12 protein-coding genes and 3 rRNA genes are annotated in these 18,737 nt (G+C 53.7%); 5 read left to right on the forward strand and 10 right to left on the reverse strand.

The features are described 5' to 3' along the window. Positions 1-92 precede the first annotated feature (92 nt). The 7 genes from rrf to ACFIOZ_RS13565 all read right to left on the reverse strand — a co-directional run bounded on the left by rrf (position 93) and on the right by ACFIOZ_RS13565 (position 10,930). Positions 93-208, reverse strand: a 5S ribosomal RNA gene (gene rrf, locus ACFIOZ_RS13535). A gap of 148 nt (positions 209-356) precedes the next feature. Further along, positions 357-3,248: ribosomal RNA gene (locus ACFIOZ_RS13540) — 23S ribosomal RNA — on the reverse strand. 259 nt (positions 3,249-3,507) lie between these two features. Beyond that, positions 3,508-5,040, reverse strand: a 16S ribosomal RNA gene (locus ACFIOZ_RS13545). Together the 16S, 23S and 5S rRNA genes form the textbook arrangement of a ribosomal RNA operon. A 575-nt stretch (positions 5,041-5,615) precedes the next feature. Next, positions 5,616-7,421: an acyl-CoA dehydrogenase C-terminal domain-containing protein gene (locus tag ACFIOZ_RS13550; RefSeq protein ID WP_386078598.1), complete on the reverse strand. Its 1,806-nt coding sequence runs from the start codon at positions 7,419-7,421 to the stop codon at positions 5,616-5,618. A gap of 242 nt (positions 7,422-7,663) precedes the next feature. Further along, entirely contained in the window at positions 7,664-8,431 is a 768-nt protein-coding gene (locus tag ACFIOZ_RS13555) for an SDR family NAD(P)-dependent oxidoreductase (protein ID WP_386078600.1), read from the reverse strand. A gap of 39 nt (positions 8,432-8,470) precedes the next feature. Further along, positions 8,471-10,141: an AMP-binding protein gene (locus ACFIOZ_RS13560; protein ID WP_386078602.1), complete on the reverse strand. Its 1,671-nt coding sequence runs from the start codon at positions 10,139-10,141 to the stop codon at positions 8,471-8,473. A gap of 219 nt (positions 10,142-10,360) precedes the next feature. Next, the gene (locus tag ACFIOZ_RS13565; protein WP_386078605.1) at positions 10,361-10,930 is read right to left on the reverse strand and encodes a TetR/AcrR family transcriptional regulator; all 570 of its coding nucleotides are present in this window, start codon (positions 10,928-10,930) and stop codon (positions 10,361-10,363) included. A 126-nt stretch (positions 10,931-11,056) separates the two neighbouring features. Here ACFIOZ_RS13565 and ACFIOZ_RS13570 point away from each other — a divergent pair, with 126 nt between their 5' ends. After that, the gene (locus ACFIOZ_RS13570; protein ID WP_386078608.1) at positions 11,057-12,244 is read left to right on the forward strand and encodes an acetyl-CoA C-acyltransferase; all 1,188 of its coding nucleotides are present in this window, start codon (positions 11,057-11,059) and stop codon (positions 12,242-12,244) included. A 47-nt stretch (positions 12,245-12,291) separates the two neighbouring features. Here ACFIOZ_RS13570 and ACFIOZ_RS13575 read toward each other — a convergent pair whose 3' ends face one another. From ACFIOZ_RS13575 to ACFIOZ_RS13585, 3 genes are all read right to left on the reverse strand, one after another. Next, positions 12,292-13,365 carry an SLC13 family permease gene (locus ACFIOZ_RS13575; protein ID WP_386078610.1) on the reverse strand — a complete coding sequence of 358 codons (1,074 nt, stop codon included), beginning with the start codon at positions 13,363-13,365 and terminating at the stop codon, positions 12,292-12,294. Between the two features lie 142 nt (positions 13,366-13,507). Beyond that, the gene (locus tag ACFIOZ_RS13580) at positions 13,508-15,208 is read right to left on the reverse strand and encodes a methyl-accepting chemotaxis protein (protein WP_386078613.1); all 1,701 of its coding nucleotides are present in this window, start codon (positions 15,206-15,208) and stop codon (positions 13,508-13,510) included. A 24-nt stretch (positions 15,209-15,232) separates the two neighbouring features. Then, positions 15,233-15,646 (reverse strand): arsenate reductase ArsC, encoded by a 414-nt coding sequence (locus tag ACFIOZ_RS13585; protein WP_386078616.1) that lies wholly within the window; start codon positions 15,644-15,646, stop codon positions 15,233-15,235. A 151-nt stretch (positions 15,647-15,797) separates the two neighbouring features. Here ACFIOZ_RS13585 and arsH point away from each other — a divergent pair, with 151 nt between their 5' ends. From arsH to arsC, 4 genes are read left to right on the forward strand one after another with little or no spacing between them, the layout of a single operon-like run. After that, complete coding sequence (arsH, locus tag ACFIOZ_RS13590) at positions 15,798-16,535, forward strand: arsenical resistance protein ArsH (protein WP_386078618.1); 738 nt, start codon at positions 15,798-15,800, stop codon at positions 16,533-16,535. Positions 16,536-16,548: 13 nt separating this feature from the next. Then, positions 16,549-17,625, forward strand: coding sequence for an ACR3 family arsenite efflux transporter (gene arsB / locus ACFIOZ_RS13595; RefSeq protein ID WP_386078620.1), 1,077 nt, complete (start codon positions 16,549-16,551; stop codon positions 17,623-17,625). 15 nt (positions 17,626-17,640) lie between these two features. Further along, positions 17,641-18,309, forward strand: coding sequence for an NADPH-dependent FMN reductase (locus ACFIOZ_RS13600; RefSeq protein ID WP_386078623.1), 669 nt, complete (start codon positions 17,641-17,643; stop codon positions 18,307-18,309). 17 nt (positions 18,310-18,326) lie between these two features. Then, on the forward strand, positions 18,327-18,734 hold the full coding sequence (gene arsC, locus ACFIOZ_RS13605) for an arsenate reductase (glutaredoxin) (RefSeq protein WP_386078625.1): 408 nt from the start codon (positions 18,327-18,329) through the stop codon (positions 18,732-18,734). Positions 18,735-18,737: the final 3 nt, after the last annotated feature.

Genomic DNA, 18,737 nt, shown 5'->3' on the forward strand with positions numbered 1-18,737 from the left:
GGGTCGCATCATAGCATTTATTAACCACTATTTATTTTCTTCCACGCAAACAAAAAACCCAGCCTGATGGCTGGGTTCTTCGTTTAATAAGTGCCTGACGATGACCTACTCTCGCATGGGGAGACCCCACACTACCATCGGCGCTAAGCGGTTTCACTTCTGAGTTCGGCAAGGGATCAGGTGGTTCACGCGTGCTATGGTCGTCAGGCGTAACTGTTAATGTACATCATGCTGTTTGTGATCGTCTCATTGCCTGCCGCCTGCTCATGTGAGTCAGGCCACACGCTGCGTATCCGGCGTTCTGTTGATCTCTCAACCTCTACGTTATCATCACGACCAGACCCCTTGGGTGTTATAGGGTCAAGCCTCACGGGCCATTAGTACACGTTAGCTCAACGCCTTGCAGCGCTTCCACACCGTGCCTATCAACCAGCTGGTCTCGCTGGGCCCTTCAGGAGGCTCTAGGCCTCAGGGATGTCTCATCTTGAAGGGGGCTTCCCGCTTAGATGCTTTCAGCGGTTATCCCGTCCGACCATAGCTACCCGGCAATGCCACTGGCGTGACAACCGGAACACCAGAGGGTCGTCCACTCCGGTCCTCTCGTACTAGGAGCAGCCCTTCTCAAACATCCAACGCCCACGGCAGATAGGGACCGAACTGTCTCACGACGTTCTAAACCCAGCTCGCGTACCACTTTAAATGGCGAACAGCCATACCCTTGGGACCGACTTCAGCCCCAGGATGTGATGAGCCGACATCGAGGTGCCAAACACCGCCGTCGATGTGAACTCTTGGGCGGTATCAGCCTGTTATCCCCGGAGTACCTTTTATCCGTTGAGCGATGGCCCTTCCATACAGAACCACCGGATCACTAGAACCTGCTTTCGCACCTGCTCGACGTGTCTGTCTCGCAGTCAAGCACCCTTATGCTCTTGCACTCAATGCACGATGTCCGACCGTGCTGAGGGTACCTTCGTGCTCCTCCGTTACTCTTTAGGAGGAGACCGCCCCAGTCAAACTACCCACCACACACTGTCCTCGATCCGGATAACGGACCTGAGTGAGAACGCCAATGATGCCAGGCTGGTATTTCAAGGTTGGCTCCGCCCGAACTGGCGTCCGAGTTTCAAAGCCTCCCAGCTATCCTACACAGGCAACATCAGCGTCCAGTGTGAAGCTATAGTAAAGGTTCACGGGGTCTTTCCGTCTAGCCGCGGGTACACCGCATCTTCACGGCGATTTCAATTTCACTGAGTCTCGGGTGGAGACAGCGTGGCCATCATTACGCCATTCGTGCAGGTCGGAACTTACCCGACAAGGAATTTCGCTACCTTAGGACCGTTATAGTTACGGCCGCCGTTTACCGGGGCTTCAATCAAGAGCTTCGCCTTACGGCTAACACCATCATTTAACCTTCCGGCACCGGGCAGGCGTCACACCCTATACGTCCGCTTGCGCGTTAGCAGAGTGCTGTGTTTTTAATAAACAGTTGCAGCCACCTGGTATCTTCGACCGGTTCGGGCTAGGAGAGCAAGTCTCTTCACCCTACGCCGGCGTGCCTTCTCCCGAAGTTACGGCACCATTTTGCCTAGTTCCTTCACCCGAGTTCTCTCAAGCGCCTTGGGATTCTCACCCTGACCACCTGTGTCGGTTTGGGGTACGGTCGCACATGATCTGAAGCTTAGAGGCTTTTCCTGGAAGCGTGGCATCAGTGACTTCCTGACCGTGGTCAGTTCATCTCGTGTCTCGGCCTGAAAGGATCCCGGATTTACCTAAGATCCCAGCCTACTCACTTTCACCAGGACTACCAACGCCTGGCTCACCTAGCCTTCTTCGTCCCCCCATCGCAACCATGTCCGGTACGGGAATATTGACCCGTTTCCCATCGACTACGCCTTTCGGCCTCGCCTTAGGGGCCGACTCACTCTGCTCCGATTAGCGTCGAACAGAAACCCTTGGTCTTCCGGCGAGGGAGTTTTTCACTCCCTTTATCGTTACTCATGTCAGCATTCGCACTCGTGATACCTCCAGCAGACTTCTCAATCCACCTTCATCGGCTTACACGACGCTCCTCTACCGCTCACACCTAAGCGTGAACCCGTAGCTTCGGTACCTGGTTTAGCCCCGTTACATCTTCCGCGCAGGCCGACTCGACTAGTGAGCTATTACGCTTTCTTTAAAGGATGGCTGCTTCTAAGCCAACCTCCTAGCTGTCTGAGCCTTCCCACATCGTTTCCCACTTAACCAGGATTTCGGGACCTTAGCTGACGGTCTGGGTTGTTTCCCTTTTCACGACGGACGTTAGCACCCGCCGTGTGTCTCCCACGCGTTACTCACCGGTATTCGGAGTTTGCCTCGGGTTGGTAAGTCGGGATGACCCCCTAGCCGAAACAGTGCTCTACCCCCGGCGGTACTACGTGAGGCGCTACCTAAATAGCTTTCGAGGAGAACCAGCTATCTCCGAGCTTGATTAGCCTTTCACTCCGATCCACAAGTCATCCAAATCTTTTTCAACAGATCCTGGTTCGGGCCTCCAGTTGATGTTACTCAACCTTCACCCTGCTCATGGATAGATCGCTCGGTTTCGGGTCTATATCCAGCGACTGTGTCGCCCAGTTAAGACTCGGTTTCCCTACGGCTCCCCTATACGGTTAACCTCGCCACTGAATATAAGTCGCTGACCCATTATACAAAAGGTACGCAGTCACCCAACTAGTGGGCTCCTACTGCTTGTACGCACACGGTTTCAGGATCTATTTCACTCCCCTCTCCGGGGTTCTTTTCGCCTTTCCCTCACGGTACTGGTTCACTATCGGTCAGCCAGGAGTATTTAGCCTTGGAGGATGGTCCCCCCGTCTTCAGTCAAGGTTTCTCGTGCCCCGACCTACTCGATTTCACATGATCAGATTTTCGACTACGGGGCTATCACCCGCTACGGCCAGACTTCCCAATCTGTTCGCCTAATCAGTCTCATGCTTAAGGGCTGGTCCCCGTTCGCTCGCCGCTACTAGGGGAATCTCGGTTGATTTCTTTTCCTCAGGGTACTTAGATGTTTCAGTTCCCCTGGTTCGCCTCGTACCCCTATGTATTCAGGGCACGATACTCATCTTATGATGAGTGGGTTTCCCCATTCAGAGATGTCCGGGTCACAGGTTGTTGCCACCTCACCGAACCTTATCGCAGGCTACCACGTCTTTCATCGCCTCTGGCTGCCTAGGCATCCACCGTGTGCGCTTCATTGCTTGACCCTATAACCCGAAGGAGTCTGGATTTTCGCAATGATAACGTTTCATTTTGCCGGATACGCTTGAGACGTATCACAATTTAAGAAGCACTTCTTGCGAAGTGTTCTTGTCAGCATGATATACATTGTTAAAGAGCGACTGCTATAAGCAGTGATAAGCGTTTTTTTTCGTATTAAAAAGAAAAAGTCACTTATCACTGCTCATCAACAGCATTCTGATCAGGTAATTCATTGTGGACGCTTACTAACTGTGACGCATCGTTTAAGGAGGTGATCCAGCCGCAGGTTCCCCTACGGCTACCTTGTTACGACTTCACCCCAGTCATGAACCACACCGTGGTGATCGCCCTCTTGCGTTAGGCTAACCACTTCTGGTGCAGTCCACTCCCATGGTGTGACGGGCGGTGTGTACAAGGCCCGGGAACGTATTCACCGTGACATTCTGATTCACGATTACTAGCGATTCCGACTTCACGGAGTCGAGTTGCAGACTCCGATCCGGACTGAGACCGGCTTTAAGGGATTCGCTGACTCTCGCGAGCTCGCAGCCCTTTGTACCGGCCATTGTAGCACGTGTGTAGCCCTACCCGTAAGGGCCATGATGACTTGACGTCGTCCCCACCTTCCTCCGGTTTGTCACCGGCAGTCTCCTTAGAGTTCCCACCATTACGTGCTGGCAAATAAGGACAAGGGTTGCGCTCGTTACGGGACTTAACCCAACATTTCACAACACGAGCTGACGACAGCCATGCAGCACCTGTCTTACAGTTCCCGAAGGCACACCAGAATCTCTTCCGGCTTCTGTAGATGTCAAGGGTAGGTAAGGTTCTTCGCGTTGCATCGAATTAAACCACATGCTCCACCGCTTGTGCGGGCCCCCGTCAATTCATTTGAGTTTTAACCTTGCGGCCGTACTCCCCAGGCGGTCGACTTATCGCGTTAACTTCGCCACAAAGTGCTCTAGGCACCCAACGGCTGGTCGACATCGTTTACGGCGTGGACTACCAGGGTATCTAATCCTGTTTGCTACCCACGCTTTCGCACCTCAGTGTCAGTGTCAGTCCAGAAGGCCGCCTTCGCCACTGGTATTCCTCCCGATCTCTACGCATTTCACCGCTACACCGGGAATTCTACCTTCCTCTCCTGCACTCTAGCCTGACAGTTCCGGATGCCGTTCCCAGGTTGAGCCCGGGGCTTTCACAACCGGCTTATCAAGCCACCTACGCGCGCTTTACGCCCAGTAATTCCGATTAACGCTTGCACCCTCCGTATTACCGCGGCTGCTGGCACGGAGTTAGCCGGTGCTTCTTCTGCGAGTGATGTCTTTCCTACCGGGTATTAACCGATAGGCGTTCTTCCTCGCTGAAAGTGCTTTACAACCCGAGGGCCTTCTTCACACACGCGGCATGGCTGGATCAGGGTTGCCCCCATTGTCCAATATTCCCCACTGCTGCCTCCCGTAGGAGTTCGGGCCGTGTCTCAGTCCCGATGTGGCTGATCATCCTCTCAGACCAGCTACGGATCGTTGCCTTGGTGAGCCTTTACCTCACCAACTAGCTAATCCGACATAGGCTCATCCAATAGCGGGAGCCGGAGCCCCCTTTCTCCCGTAGGACGTATGCGGTATTAGCCTGGGTTTCCCCAGGTTATCCCCCACTACCGGGCAGATTCCTATGCATTACTCACCCGTCCGCCGCTCGTCAGCGGGTAGCAAGCTACCCCTGTTACCGCTCGACTTGCATGTGTTAGGCCTGCCGCCAGCGTTCAATCTGAGCCATGATCAAACTCTTCAGTTTAAAATCATTGTGATCCTTACTTGCTTACTTACGGACTAGCCGACAGCAGCAAAAGCGAATCAAACTTGGCTCAAGGTTCAAACGAATTCACTGTGATACTCCGAAAAGTATCGTTGTGTTCGCCTGCCTTGATATTTGGTGATTTGTCACCAACATCAGCAAGCGCCCACATGAATTACCTGATCAAATTGTTAAAGAGCTGTTTCGCTGGAAGATTGCTGTGAAAGCAACCGGGCTGCCGTTGAACTGGCTTGCCTCAGCGAGGAAGGCGTATTCTACGCATTTCCTGGCGGTTGTCAAGGGCGTTGTTTTCGATGCAAACCTGACCACATCCAAAACCGCTAACTCGTTGACTAACCAAGGCTTTTACACCTTATACACCGCTGGTAACGCTTGGCGTCCCCGGCAGCGGATGCGTACTTTAAGGCCTGACTATAAAGATAGCAAGCAAAAGAAGTCCTGCATATAAAAAAAGCGGCAGAAGGTTGCCCTTCTGCCGTAAACCACCGATCAGAACGCCTGATCAGAGAGTGCTCGTTGGCGTAAGGTACCTCACGCCATCAGTAGCCGATGCTTCAAATTTCAAACCCCAACCCAAAATCCTCACTGGAAATCGCCATGAGACTGGATGCACCCGCTTGAATCATCTGCGCATGCGCCTTGGTACGTGGCAATAGGCGCTGATAGTAGAAACGCGCGGTGTTCAACTTAGCAGCATAAAAGGCTTTATCGTCCCCCTCTAAAGAGACAGATGCCTGTTTGGCCGCGCGGGCAAATAGGTAGGCCAGCGTGACGTAACCGGAATACATCAGGTAATCAACGCTCGCCGCCCCCACTTCTTCGCGGTCTTGCATCGCCTTCATACCCACGCCCATGGTCAGTTCGCCCCACTCTGCATTCAACTTCGCCAGCGGTTCAACAAACTCTTTAAGGGCTGGATTGTCAGCTTCTGCTTTGCAGAACTTATGAATCTCTTTGGTGAATACTTTTAGCGATTCACCCTGGCTCATCAACACTTTGCGACCCAGCAAATCCAACGCTTGAATACCGGTCGTACCTTCATATAAGCGGGTAATGCGCGCATCGCGCACCAGTTGCTCCATACCCCACTCTTTAATGAAGCCATGACCGCCATAAATCTGGACGCCCTCATTGGTGCTTTCAAAACCGACTTCGGTTAAGAAGGCTTTAACAATAGGCGTTAACAAGCCAAGCAGCGTTTCGGCGTGATCACGCTCTTCACCCGGTTCGCCATGTTCAACCACATCAAGCATTTGCGCGGTGTAGAGCACCAACATACGCCCACCTTCAGCAAAGGCTTTCTGCGTCAGCAGCATACGGCGAACATCGGGGTGAACAATAATCGGATCGGCGGGCTTTTCAGGCGCCTGCTTGCCCGACAAGCCACGCATCTGCAAACGATCGCGAGCGTAGCTCAAGGAGTTCTGGAAGCTGGCCTCAATCAATCCAAGCCCTTGAATACCTACCCCAAGACGCGCAGCGTTCATCATGGTGAACATGCAGGCCAACCCTTTATTTGGCGGCCCTACCAAGTAGCCGGTTGCGCCATCGAAGTTCATCACACAGGTGGCATTACCATGAATACCCATCTTATGTTCGAGCGAACCACAGGAGACGCCGTTACGCTCACCTACATTACCTTGAGCGTCGGGCAAGAACTTAGGCACTACAAATAGCGAAATACCTTTGGAACCTTCCGGCGCGCCAGGCAGCTTGGCCAGCACCAAATGGACGATATTTTCAGCCAGATTATGCTCACCGGCAGATATGAAGATTTTAGTGCCGGTAATAGCGTAGGCGTCGCCTTCAGTGGGCACTGCCCGGGTCTTGATCAAACCCAGGTCGGTACCGCAGTGGGGTTCGGTCAGGCACATAGTGCCCGTCCAAACGCCTTCTACTAATTTTGTTAAGTAGGTCGCTTTCTGCTCATCAGTACCATGGTGACGCAGTGCATCGGCAGCACCGTGGGAAAGCCCTGGATACATACCCCATGCCAAGTTAGTGGCGCAGATCATTTCTGAAAGCAGCATCGCCAATGAAGGCGGTAGGCCCTGGCCACCATGGGCAGGGTCGGCGGCCAGGCTCGGCCAGCCGCCTTCTACGTACTGCTGGTAGGCCTCTTTAAAACCATTAGGCGCCTTGACCTCCCCCCCTTCCAGCAGACAGCCCTCTTCATCACCACTCTGGTTAATCGGCAGCAGCACGTCACGGGCAAAGCGTGCCCCCTCTTCTAGAATGGCACTGACCACATCTGGCGATGCATCGTCACCACTGGGTAGACGGGCGTAGTGAGCGGGGTAATCGAGCATTTCGTCCATGACGAAACGCATATCGCGAATAGGGGCCTGATAGCTGGGCATCACACTTCTCCTGAAATAGGGGCCTGGAAGCCAATAAGATTATTTTGACTGAAGGCTTTCAAACACATGTTTGAAAACTAGCGCGAGCGCCACATAGAGTCAAGCGAGCGTTTGAATTTAGCCTTAAAACACGCTAGAACTTTGGTCGCCTACGGCGTAACTCCTTAATACCAAAAATAAAAAAACTCGCCAGCCAAAAGCCGACGAGTTGCGCCGTTCCCCTTTCGCCCACTTGCCATTTATTACTGCATGCGAATACCGCCATCCAAGCGAATGACCTCACCGTTAAGCATTGGGTTAGTGATAATTTGCTCGGCCAATCGAGCGAACTCATCCGGCTTACCCAACCGCTTAGGAAAGGGTACCGCCGCTGCCAGCGCCTGGGCCGCCTCATCGGGAATCTCGCTCATCATCGGCGTTTCAAATACACCTGGAGCGATGGCCATGACACGAATAGCATGCCGCGACAACTCCCGCGCCGCAGGCAAGCTCATACCCATAACGCCCGCTTTAGAGGCACTGTAAGCGCACTGCCCTACCTGCCCATCAAAAGCGGCGATAGAAGCGGTATTAATAATCACCCCCCGCTCACCACTCTCGCTAGGTGTATTTTTAGCCATTGCGGCAGCCGCGAGGCGCATAACGTTAAAGGTGCCGATCAGGTTGATATTGATCGTTTTTGCGTAGCTATCTAAGTCAGCGGGGTTGCCCTCACGATCCACTAGCTTGGCTACGCTAACGACTCCGGCACAGTGAACCACGCCCGAAAGCCCACGCCCCCCGCCCAGCGCTACCGCTGCTTCAACTGCCTGCTGCATTTGTTCGGCTGAAGTGATGTCTGCCAGGCACGCTTGAGCCTGCTCCCCCAACTGCTCAGCATGGGCTTTAACACTATCGTTTAGGTCGCATAAAACGACGCGAGCACCTGCGGCGACTAACCGCTCAGCGGTTGCTGCCCCTAGCCCCGAGGCGGCACCGGTAATTAAAAACGTACTCTCCTTAACCTGCATAACCGTATTCCCTGTGGTTGTTGTAGATGGCTGTTATGTTTAGTCGGCTGCCTTGGCTTCTTCTACCGCCTGGGCACGCAGTTTGAAGCGCTGGATCTTACCGCTGGGGGTTTTAGGCAGTTCATCGACAAATTCAATAATGCGTGGAAAAGCGTGGGTTGATAGCCGCTCACGCACACGCTGCTTGATTTCATCAGCGAGCTCATCACTTGCCTCATAGCCTTCGCGCAGTACGATATACGACTTAATCACTTCGCCGCGAATCTCATCAGGCTGCCCGACCGCCGCTGACTCAGCGACCGCAGGGTGCGTCATCACGCTGTTTTCGACATCGGTTGGGCCCACGCGATAACCCGCCGTGGTAATAATGTCATCATCACGTCCAGCAAATTGAAAGGTGCCATCTTCATTGCGTATAACCACGTCGCCGGTCAGGTAATAGCCTTCCACAAATGGGTTCTTCTCTTGCCAGGTGTACCCCTGAAAGAAGTGCGCTGGGGAATTCTTGATATCGACTGCCAGGACACCCGGCTCCCCGGCGGGCAGCTCTTTATACTCCGCATCCAATATCGCTAGACGATACCCGGGCATCGGCACGCCCATCGCCCCCACATGCTTAAGATGATCAAGGGCATGGTGGTTATTACAGGTCATCCCGGTTTCGGTCTGGCCGTAGTGATCCATGACCGGGCAGCCCAGCGACTTTTCTACCCAGGTCACCACTTCGGTGTTTAGAGGCTCACCTGCCGAGCTAGCTGCACGCAGCTCAAGCTTTTCATGGGCGTCGTCAAATAGCCCAGATGCCTTCATCAGTCGGTAAGCGGTCGGCGCTGCGGCAAAGTTAGTAATACGGTGGCGCTTCATAAACGCCAGTGCTCCTTCTGCGCTAAACCCTGCCTCGCAAAAATGCGTTGTCACGCCAAGCAGCAAAGGCCCGGCAATCGCATAGTAGAGACCGTAGGCCCAGCCGGGGTCGGCCATATTCCAAAAGCGATCATCGTCTTGTAGGTCAATGGCCAGCTCCATATAGGTTGCAAAAGCCGTCATTCCCGCTAGTGGCACGGCAACGCCTTTCGGCTTGCCCACGGTGCCCGAGGTGAACATTTGCAGAAACGGCGCTTCAGGGGAAAGCCTTGGCGGCTTGCCGCTCATTGACGTGTGCGTCAACGCCGCCTGCCAGTCGTGATCATTAGCATGTTCGCTGGTCGCCCCACCCACTGCTAGCACCGGCGGGCACTGACTAAGACCGTCAAATTTATAGCGGTTTGCGTGATCCGTAACCACCAACTTGGTGTCTGCACGGCCCAGCCGATAGTCCACCGCATCAGGGCCAAAGGCGGTAAACAGCGGCTGATAAACAGCACCAATACGCCAGGTGGCGAGTACTGCAATCAATAACTGCGGTGACCGCGGCAACATACAGGCAATGCGGTCACCTTGACTCAACCCTTGGGACTGAAACCATCCCGCTAACGTGGCGCTCTGCTCATCCAGCTCGGCGTAGGTCAGGGTGTGCACTTTACCTTCGGTGTCTTCTTGAACCAGCGCCAGCACATCGCCACGCCCGGCGCGCACATGACGCCCGCAGCAGGCCTCAAAGGCGTTGAGTTGTCCATCCTGATGGTCGTCCAGACGGGCAGTAACACTATCGACGGAGAAGGTATCGAGGTAGTGTTGATAATCAGGCAGTGATTGTGATGTCGCTGTCATAATGGCTCTCTGATAGTAGTCAATAATTGTTGTTGGTAACTGCTGCTGGTGATGAGCTTTGGGTATTAAAAGCGGGAAAGTAGACCGTCGCTATAATTATCAGTTGACGTTAACGTAACCCTAGAGATAATAGCAACGCTAAAAGTAAACGACGCAGAGAGCAAGCACAGATATAAGTTGTAGCGTTAGACGTTGGTCGAGGCTGCCAGCATCGAGGCGTCAGACAGCATTGGGCATTATCATGGCAACCAGCTCGTCAGCGAGCTCATCAGGCGATCGGGGGCCGCTGGGATCGTACCAACGCACCGTCCAGTTAAGCGCCCCCAGCACAAAGCGCGAGACAAGAAAGCGGTCACCATGAATCAACCCTGCTTCCAAGGCATCGTCAATAACGGCAACCCACAGCGCCTCATAAGCATCCCGCAAATGGCTCAAGTGGGCACTGGCCGCAGGGTCGAGCCGACGCCACTCAAATAGCGCCACAACATGGGCATTGCGGTCGGTAAACAGGGTTTCGAGATGGGCTCGCGCCATGGCGTGCAAACGCACTTCAGGATCGGCGGCACACTGATCGAGTGCTTTACGCGCAATCATCAACGCATTTTGTGTGCCCTCTTCGATGACCGCAGCAAGGATCTCCTGCTTATCTTTAAAATGGTGAAACAAGCTACCGGATTTGATGCCCATTTCCTGCGCCAGCATACGCACCGTCGTGCGGTCAAAGCCCTCTTGGACGAATAGCTGAGCAGCGAGGCGCGTCAGTTCCTTGCGGCGAGGGGATGCATTCATTACATTCATGTCATTTACACTAGCGCTTGCTTGGTTACTTTGGAGAGAACCACAGCACCGCCTACGGGTCAACGTATCAACTACCACTTGGCATGATAATCACAATAATCCTGAAGGAGATTGACCATGAGCAACCCCACCGATGTTGTATTTCTCGCCGCCAAACGCACACCAATGGGCGGCATGATGGGCAGCCTTGCCAGTATGACGGCGCCCGAACTTGGCGCTGTTGCCATCAAAGCAGCAATTGAGGAAGCAGGCGTTGACCCCGCCGCCATCAGCGAAGGCATTATGGGCTGTGTACTGCCTGCAGGCGTCAAGCAAGGCCCTGCCCGTCAGGCCATGCGCCAGGCGGGCATTCCTGATGCCAATGGCGCCACTACAATCAACAAACTGTGCGGCTCGGGCATGAAAGCCACGATGCTTGCCCACGACTTAATCAAAGCGGGCAGTGGCGATATTTTGCTGGCGGGTGGCATGGAGTCCATGTCCAACGCCCCTCATGTGCTTACCAAGGCACGCGGCGGCTACCGTTTAGGCCACGGTGAGCTGAAAGACCATATGTTCTTGGATGGACTGGAAGATGCCGAAACGGGCAAACTAATGGGCGTGTTCGCTCAAGATGTCGCCTCGGATCGCGGCTACACACGCGAGCGCCTGGATGATTTTGCGATTGCCTCCCTTGAGCGCGCCATGGCGGCCACCAACGCGGGCCACTTGGCCGCCGAGATGGCTCCCGTGATGGTCAGCTCTCGCCAGGGTGAAACGCTTGTCGAACACGATGAGCAGCCTTTCCAAGCGAAGCTCGATAAAATTCGCCAGCTACGCCCTGCTTTTGCTAAAGACGGAACGATTACCGCCGCCAACGCCAGCTCAATTTCCGACGGCGCTTCGGCACTTATCCTGGCGAGTCAGCAAGCAGCGGATCAGCACGGTATTAAGCCGTTGGCTCGTATGCTGGGTCACACGACTCACTCGCAACACCCTAGCGAGTTCACCATTGCTCCGGTGGGTGCGATTGAAAAGCTGATGAAAAAGCTCGATTGGGGCGTCAATGACGTTGATCTGTTTGAAATCAACGAAGCCTTTGCGGTGGTCACACTAATGGCCATGGATGATTTAGGCCTGCCCCACGAGAAGGTGAATGTGTTTGGCGGCGCCTGTGCCCAAGGCCACCCCATTGGTTCTACCGGCTCGCGCATTATCGCCACGCTCATTCATGCCCTGCGTACTAAAGGGGGCAAACGTGGTATTGCCAGCTTATGCATTGGCGGTGGTGAAGCGACAGCAGTGGCCGTAGAGTTAATCGACTAATCGCGATCTGTAAACATAGGCTCTCTTTGGCATTCGCCCTGGCAGTATCACCGAGCCAGGGCACTGAACCACACTGCGGCAAACAGCCAGCCAAGCACCAGCATGGGGATCGACCAACGATGAAACTCCATCAACATGCCGGGTTGGCGAGCCAATCGTAACGCGATTAAATTAGCCATTGAGCCAATCACTAAACCAAAACCACCCACGCTGACACCCCAAGCGAGGGGCTCCCAATCACTCTGCTGGGCTAGCAGCAGCGTCGCGGGCACGTTGGATAACAGCTGTGAAAGCAACACACCAACACTGGTATCGCCACCTGGCCACTGCTGCATTGTGTCAATCGCCTCCTGAACGAGACCCAGCTCACCGATCATACTTAAATTGACAAACATGAGGACAAACACAACCAGCAACAGCCAATCAATGCTGAGCACCGCTCGTCGGGCAACGACCAACACGACCAGCAGAACGCCTGCCATTGCCTGGGCCGCCCAGCCCATTTCAACGGCAAACAAAAACAGTGGGTAGCCTATTAGCGCTGCCCATAATGGCTTCTGCAAACGCTCATTGGGTATGTTCACCACTGCTTCCAAACGTATAAACGCTTTAGGAAACGCCAAGGGGACGAGTAGCAGCAGCAGAACCATCAAGCCCACGCCTAGCGGCAGCATGGCTAACAGAAACTCACCAAAATTAGCTCCTGAACGCTGCCATAAATAGAGATTTTGTGGATTACCTATCGGGCTCAGCGACGACCCCGCATTGACCGCCAGCGCCTCGAACACAATCAAACGCCCTATCGGCAATGTCGCCATTCCGGCCAGACTAAGCGTCAGCGGCACCACGATAAAAAGCGCCACATCGTTGGTGACTACCGCTGAGAGTAGCGCCGAGAACATGACCAACCCCACCGCTAGGCGACGCTCGCCAGGCAGGTGGGCTAATAACCGATGCCCCCAGAAGGCTAGATAGCCGCTTAGCTCTAACGCCCTGCTAAGCACCATCAGCCCCGTCAACACGGCAAGTGTTGTCCAGTGAACCCGGTCAGCCATATCCCAAAGCGACTGAGGCTTCAGCCAACATAAAACGACCCACACACCACTCATGAGGAGCAGCATAGGGTCGTTTAGTAAACGCTGAAAAAATAAACTGACAGGAGCCAGTGCACTCTTTGTTACCAACACGCTACAAGATGCTCAGAGAAAATCGCATGATAGCGTTGTAGACCAATGAGTAAAGTTAAATTTCTTAATCCAGAAACTAAGCGGGAGCCAATAAACTCGCTGGGTGACGGGATTGTTCATGGTCATCAGGCACAGGGGCGTCTTGATGGCTAAGCTGCTCCCATTCGGGATAGTCGTCTTCCTCCCCATTGGCATGATATCGGCCTGCTTCACTTGCCTCCTCGACAACACTAAACTGGCCGGCATATTCACGCATTTGCAAAGCTTCCTGGGACAACACCTCTGCGCTCTGGGCTACCTGATTGACTAAGCGCATGGTGTCTTGGGTAGCGGTATCAATCTGAGCAACCGCTTGGTTGACCTCTTCAATGCCTCGCCGCTGCTCCTCGGACGCATGAGTGATTTGCGTCATCAGCGTATCCACATTACTCGCTGCCTGCATAATGGCTCGAGTATGTTCACCCGCTTGTTGCGATAATACGCTACCCTGCTGGACACTGGCACTCGATGCTTCAATGCGTGTCCGTATATCGCTGGCGGCATTGGCACTGCGCGTTGCCAGTGCACGCACCTCATTGGCCACCACCGCAAACCCACGGCCATGCTCACCGGCACGTGCAGCTTCAACCGATGCATTAAGCGCTAGAATATTGGTTTGGAAAGCAATGCTTTCAATCATGCGGATAATGCTTTGAATCTCTTCGGAGTGATTATTGATCACCTCCATGGTGGCGATAAACTGGCTAATTACCTCATCACCCTGCCGCGCTTTGAGGGACACATCCGCCGTTGACTGATTAACATGTGCTGCGCTTTCAGCATTTTGGTTCACCGTGGCCGTTAGCTGCTCCAAGCTTGCCGCCATTTGCTGTAAGGCCGAGACCTGAGTGTCGGTTTGGCTCGCCAAAAGCTGGTTCTGCTCGGTCATCTCCTGACTATTGCTATATACCTGCTGGCTACTGGCATTGAGTCGATTAACCGTGGCCGTCAGCGAGTGCTGCATCTTATCCAGCTCACTAAATAGCTGACCAATTTCATTGGTTGAGTGCGCGGTGACAGGCGTTGATAAATCACCATTAGCAATGCGCTGGAAGTGCCCAGTGATCACTTTCAACGGGCGAAGCACGTTTTTACGCACGCCCCATACCACTACCGCCACTACCAGCATCGCAGCGCCCAGTGCCGCTATCACGCCCCAAAAAAGCAGCGATGAAACCTGCTCAAAGCGTATAAGTAAATTGTTACCCCGCTGAGCGGAAGCACCTAAAAAAGCCTCGGCGCTCTCTACAAAGTGCTGGCTACTATCATCCACTCGCGACTCGCCCGAGAAAAAACCGGATATGTCGCGCTCTTCAAGCATCATCATTTGAAGATTGAGATTATTGTTAACGAATGATTGAAAATTCGACGCTAACTGATCAACCAGCGCCTGCTGATCGGCCTCAAAATCACTCTCTGTAAATTGAGAGAAATTCTCAGAGGCCAAGTCAAGCAACCGCTGGGCTTCTTCTATCAAGGGGTCAGGCCGATCAAATGAAGGGGTTCGGATTAACTCCGCAGCACGGTTCATCTGTATCCGCGCGCGCAATAGCTGGGAGTAGGCGCTATCCAGATTGCTTATTTGCGCCATGTCCCTTTTATGAAGGGAAGTAAATGCCTCACGTCCAAAATGATTGGCGAACAGCCCCAGCGCGCCAATAACGACGACCAAGCCACTAAAGGCTACCAGTACCAGCGTCCAACTCACTTTAACGCTTAAGTTATTGAACCATTTCATCTCGACTCGCCCCTTGCAGTAAGTTTAATCAGAGGTGTGGAGGGGCAGCCAGAGCTGAAGGCGCCGACGAATCTCTAATAACGCCTGCTCATAAGCGTCTGCCCTGCCAATCAGACGAGGGTCACGAATATCCCAGAACAGCACGTCGGCCGCCTTCCCCTGCCAATCGCGGCAGGCTTGCTGGGCCTTATCACACAGCACAATGACAAAATCGAAAGTTTCGCTTTCAAATTCGTCCAACGCCTTACTGCGTAGACCATCGGTAGGCAGGCCCTGCTTGCGCAACACTTCAAGTGTCAATGCATGGGGTTCATCGGGTTCAGAACCCGCGCTATACGCTTCAAAGCGATCAGCTGCCATATGGCGAAGCAGCGCTTCACCCATCAGAGACCGTGCAGAGTTAGCATTGCAAAGGAACAACACGCGGCGCTTCGTCATAAATAAACAGCCTCTTATGTAGTTAGTGGCTGCCACTCTACGCCCGCTTCATGACGGCAATATTGCAAACAGACAGTAGCGCTAGAAATATACGAAAAAACATATATGATAAGGTCAGCAACCTAACATGACTTGAAACGGGTAAGCCGAGATGACCTCACCGACTGACTTTTCAAACCTAAATGATTTACCCAACATAGATGCGGAACTCTTTTCCCCTCCCAGCAGCGAGCGGTTGGGCATCCCGCAAGGCGCTGCACACGCGCCAAAAATATCGCTGCTGTACGGCTCCCTGCGTGAACGCTCTTTCAGCCGTTTAGCGGTGGAGGAAGCCGCGCGCTTGCTCAATGCCATGGGTGCAGAAACGCGCATCTTTGACCCTAGAGGGCTGCCATTACCGGATAGTGAAGAGGCCAGTCACCCCAAAGTCGACGAACTACGCACACTAGCCCAATGGGCCGAAGGCATGGTGTGGTGCTCCCCGGAACGCCATGGGGCCATGACCGGCATTATGAAAGCGCAAATAGACTGGATCCCGCTCTCCCTAGGCGGCGTACGCCCCACCCAAGGAAAGACATTGGCCGTGATGCAGGTATGCGGCGGTTCACAATCCTTCAATACTGTCAACCAACTGCGCATTCTTGGACGCTGGATGCGTATGCTGACGATTCCCAATCAATCCTCTGTGCCCAAAGCCTTTATGGAATTTGATGATAACGACCGCATGAAAGCCTCCCCTTTCTACGACCGTATCGTCGATGTTATGGAAGAGCTGGTGAAATTCACGCTGCTGGTGCGTGACCGCAGCGAACTGATGACGGATCGTTACTCGGAGCGTAAAGAGAGCGCTGAAGAAGTTTCAAAACGGGTTAATCAACGAGCTATCTAATCAGGAGCTTCACATGTCAGCACTGCAAGATAACGCATCGCCCTCCACTGCCGAAGGCATGGGAGTCTTTGAACGCTACCTCTCACTATGGGTAGCCCTTGCCATTGTGGTGGGCATTTTAGTCGGGCAATTTATCCCAGCGGTACCGGAAACGCTGTCACGCTTTGAAGTGGCGCAGGTGTCGATACCCGTGGCGATACTCATCTGGGCGATGATATTCCCCATGATGGCGCAAATTGACTTTACCTCCTTATTAGGTGTCCGGCGCCAGCCAAAAGGGTTGGTCATCACGACCTCCGTTAACTGGTTGATCAAACCCTTCACTATGTTCGCCATCTCCTGGCTATTTCTGATGGTGATCTTTCGGCCCTTTATTCCCGCCGAGTTAGCCAGTCAGTATCTAGCAGGAGCGATTCTGTTGGGCGCCGCGCCGTGTACCGCCATGGTGTTTGTGTGGAGCTACCTGACCCGTGGCGATGCCGCCTACACCCTGGTGCAAGTCGCTCTCAACGACCTGATCATGCTGTTTGCCTTTGCTCCCATTGTGGTTTTCCTACTGGGTATTTCCAATATTCAGGTCCCCTGGGATACCGTCGCCCTATCAGTGATTCTGTATATAGTGATTCCCCTTGCGGCGGGCTATATCACCCGGCAAACCCTGATCAAAAAGCACGGCGCCGAGTGGTACGACAACGTGTTTATGAAGCGCGTTGGCCCGATCACCCCGATTGGCTTGATCATTACTCTGGTACTGCTGTTCGCCTTCCAGGGCGAGGTGATTCTCAATAATCCGCTGCATATAGTGCTGATCGCGATCCCGCTGATTATTCAGACGTTTCTGATCTTCTTTATTGCCTATGGCTGGGCAAAAGCCTGGAAGTTGCCGCACAATATTGCCGCCCCGGGGGCGATGATTGGTGCGAGCAATTTCTTTGAGTTAGCCGTCGCGGCAGCGATTGCGCTGTTTGGCTTACAGTCAGGTGCGGCACTGGCCACTGTTGTGGGCGTTTTGGTCGAAGTACCGTTAATGCTGGCGCTGGTAAGAATTGCCAATAAAACCCGCCACCATTTTCCGGCAGACGCTCATTAATCGGGAGTAAGGGCTATGGCTCACTATTTGGTATTTCTAGGCTCAACCCGCACCAGTACACCGCCCTCCCCGGCGCGTCTCGGCGAGCGGGTAGCAAAGGCCTGCGAGCGCTTGCTTTCATCGTTACCGCATACCACGGCTGAAATCATTGACCCACTGGCACTAAACTTAAGCGATCCGTTTAAGCCGCATTTTGCTTACGCAAAAGCCGATGCGCCGGAGGACTTAGCAGCGCTTGCTGACAAAATCGCCGCTGCCGATGGCTACGTGATGGTCAGCCCTGAATATAACCACTCCTTGAGCCCGGCACTTAGCCATTTGCTTAATCACTTTGGGGCTTCACTGTTTGCGTTTAAGCCCAGCGCCATCGTGACCTATTCGATGGGTCAGTGGGGCGGCGTGCGCGCCGGTGTTGCCATGCGCGCGTTTCTCTCCGAGCTTGGCTGCCTGCCCGTATCCGCCATGATTCATATACCTAAAGCCCAGGAGGCACTAAACGAAGAGGGGCAATTTGAGCAAGAGCAGGAACGTTGGGAAAGCTATTTTGGCCGCACGTTAGGCCAACTCATGTGGTGGGCGGAAGCCGCGGCTAGCTATAAACAGCAGGTAGATCCAACGCGGGTATCGCCCGCTTTTAAAACCGCGCCCTCGCAACGCAACGCGCCCGGCAGTGAAAGCAACTAATTAATCGTGAGGACACCATGCCCGTCATTATTTACCACAACCCCAACTGCGGTACGTCGCGCAACACCCTGGCGATGATCGAAGCCTCTGGCGAAGCGCCGGAGGTGATCCATTATCTGGAAACACCGCCCAGCCGGGAAGAGTTGGAAAAGCTGTTGACGATGATGCAGATCTCACCCAGGGAGCTACTACGTCGCAAAGGTACTCCCTATGACGAACTTAAATTGGATGATCCTTTATTGAGCGACGATCAACTTATCGACGCCATGATGGCCCACCCGTTTCTGATTAATCGCCCTATTGTGGTGACCAATAAAGGCACACGCCTGTGCCGCCCTTCCGAGCAGGTATTAGCGCTATTGGAAAAACCGATCAAACACTTCACCAAAGAAGACGGTGAAACCATTTACTATCCAGCGCAGTAATGT

It is taken from the genome of Vreelandella sp. F11 (assembly GCF_042466685.1).
In the GTDB taxonomy this organism is placed as follows: Bacteria; Pseudomonadota; Gammaproteobacteria; order Pseudomonadales; family Halomonadaceae; genus Vreelandella.